The organism is Massilia sp. P2_C2, assembly GCF_056404615.1.
The window spans coordinates 1-1,127 of the sequence record NZ_JBFUDR010000619.1; the positions used below are offsets into that span (position 1 = coordinate 1).

Sequence of the window (1,127 nt, forward strand, 5' to 3'; positions counted from 1 at the left end):
CCGCACGCGTGCGCGGGCCGGCACCGCTGCGCTGGCTCACGGCCGGCTGCGTCCTGCTGGCGCTCGCCGGCGCCGTGCTCATCGTCATGCACGCGCGCTGGCTGGCGGCGGCGGGCGCGACACCGCCGGGCGATGGCGCCGCGCGCTTCCAGGCCGTGCTGCCGGGTATCGCGTTCACGGTGCCGGACGGCACGGGCGCGACCGTCAGCACGCATGGCACCGCCACGCTGCTCATTGTGTCCGGCATGCAAGCCGGTCCCGTGAAACGCGTCGACCTGTGCGAACAAATGTCCGACAGGAACAGGCCCGGACGCCTGCTGCCGCTGCGCATCGGCTGGCCATTCGCTGCCGTCGCCGGCCTCGAGGCGCCGCGCAACGTCCTGCTGGCGGAGGGCCCGATGCCGCGCGTGCGCATCGAAGGCCGCGCCGGGCCGGATCTGCCCGCCCTGGCGGTGCGCTGGGACGGCGATGCGAAGTGGATCGGCGACGGTGGGACAACGCCGGCCGCCGGCAGCGCGGGCACGGCCGCGCTGCGCGGCGAAGGCTGGCTGACGTGGCGCGACGGCGCGCTGCGCCTGCAGCGTCGCCCCAGCGCGGCGTGCCCGCTGGCCGGCGAGCTGCTCGTGCACCTGTTCCGGCCGGCGCCGAACCACCGTGCGCTTGTCGTCGCGCTGCCGGCGCAGGGCGATCCCGTCGAGGCGCGGCTGGCGCCGGGCGACTACCGCGTACCGACCACCCTTGGCCCGGCGCTGGAAGACGAGCAGCTGTTCCAGCAGCTGAGCGCGCGCGGACTCGTGCGCCTCGGTGCGAACGGCCTGTCCGAGCTGGCACCGCCGGACCTCGCCGCGTGGCGCGCGGCCGGGACGACGCCGTGGGATGGCATACGGCTCGACGGCGACACCTTGCGTCTGCTGGAACGGCTGTACCGCCGCGCCGACGGCGACTTCGTGCGCGAGCAGGTCCGTATCTTCAATGCCGAGCGGCGCCTGCTGGCGTGGCGCATGGCGGGCGGCACGCAGGGCACGTGGCGCGCCGAGGTGAGGGAGGGCCAGGGCACGGCGCCCGTGCCGCTGGCCGACGACATGCCGCCTTCGAGCGCGCGCCTGTTCGCCCGCCTGCCCCAGGGC

Annotated in this window: 1 pseudogene; it reads left to right on the top strand. The window is 76.0% G+C overall.

Annotation, left to right across the window (positions count from 1 at the left end):
* A pseudogene (locus tag AC1DYX_RS31370) lies at positions 1 to 1,127 on the top strand (penicillin-binding transpeptidase domain-containing protein); the annotation flags it as partial.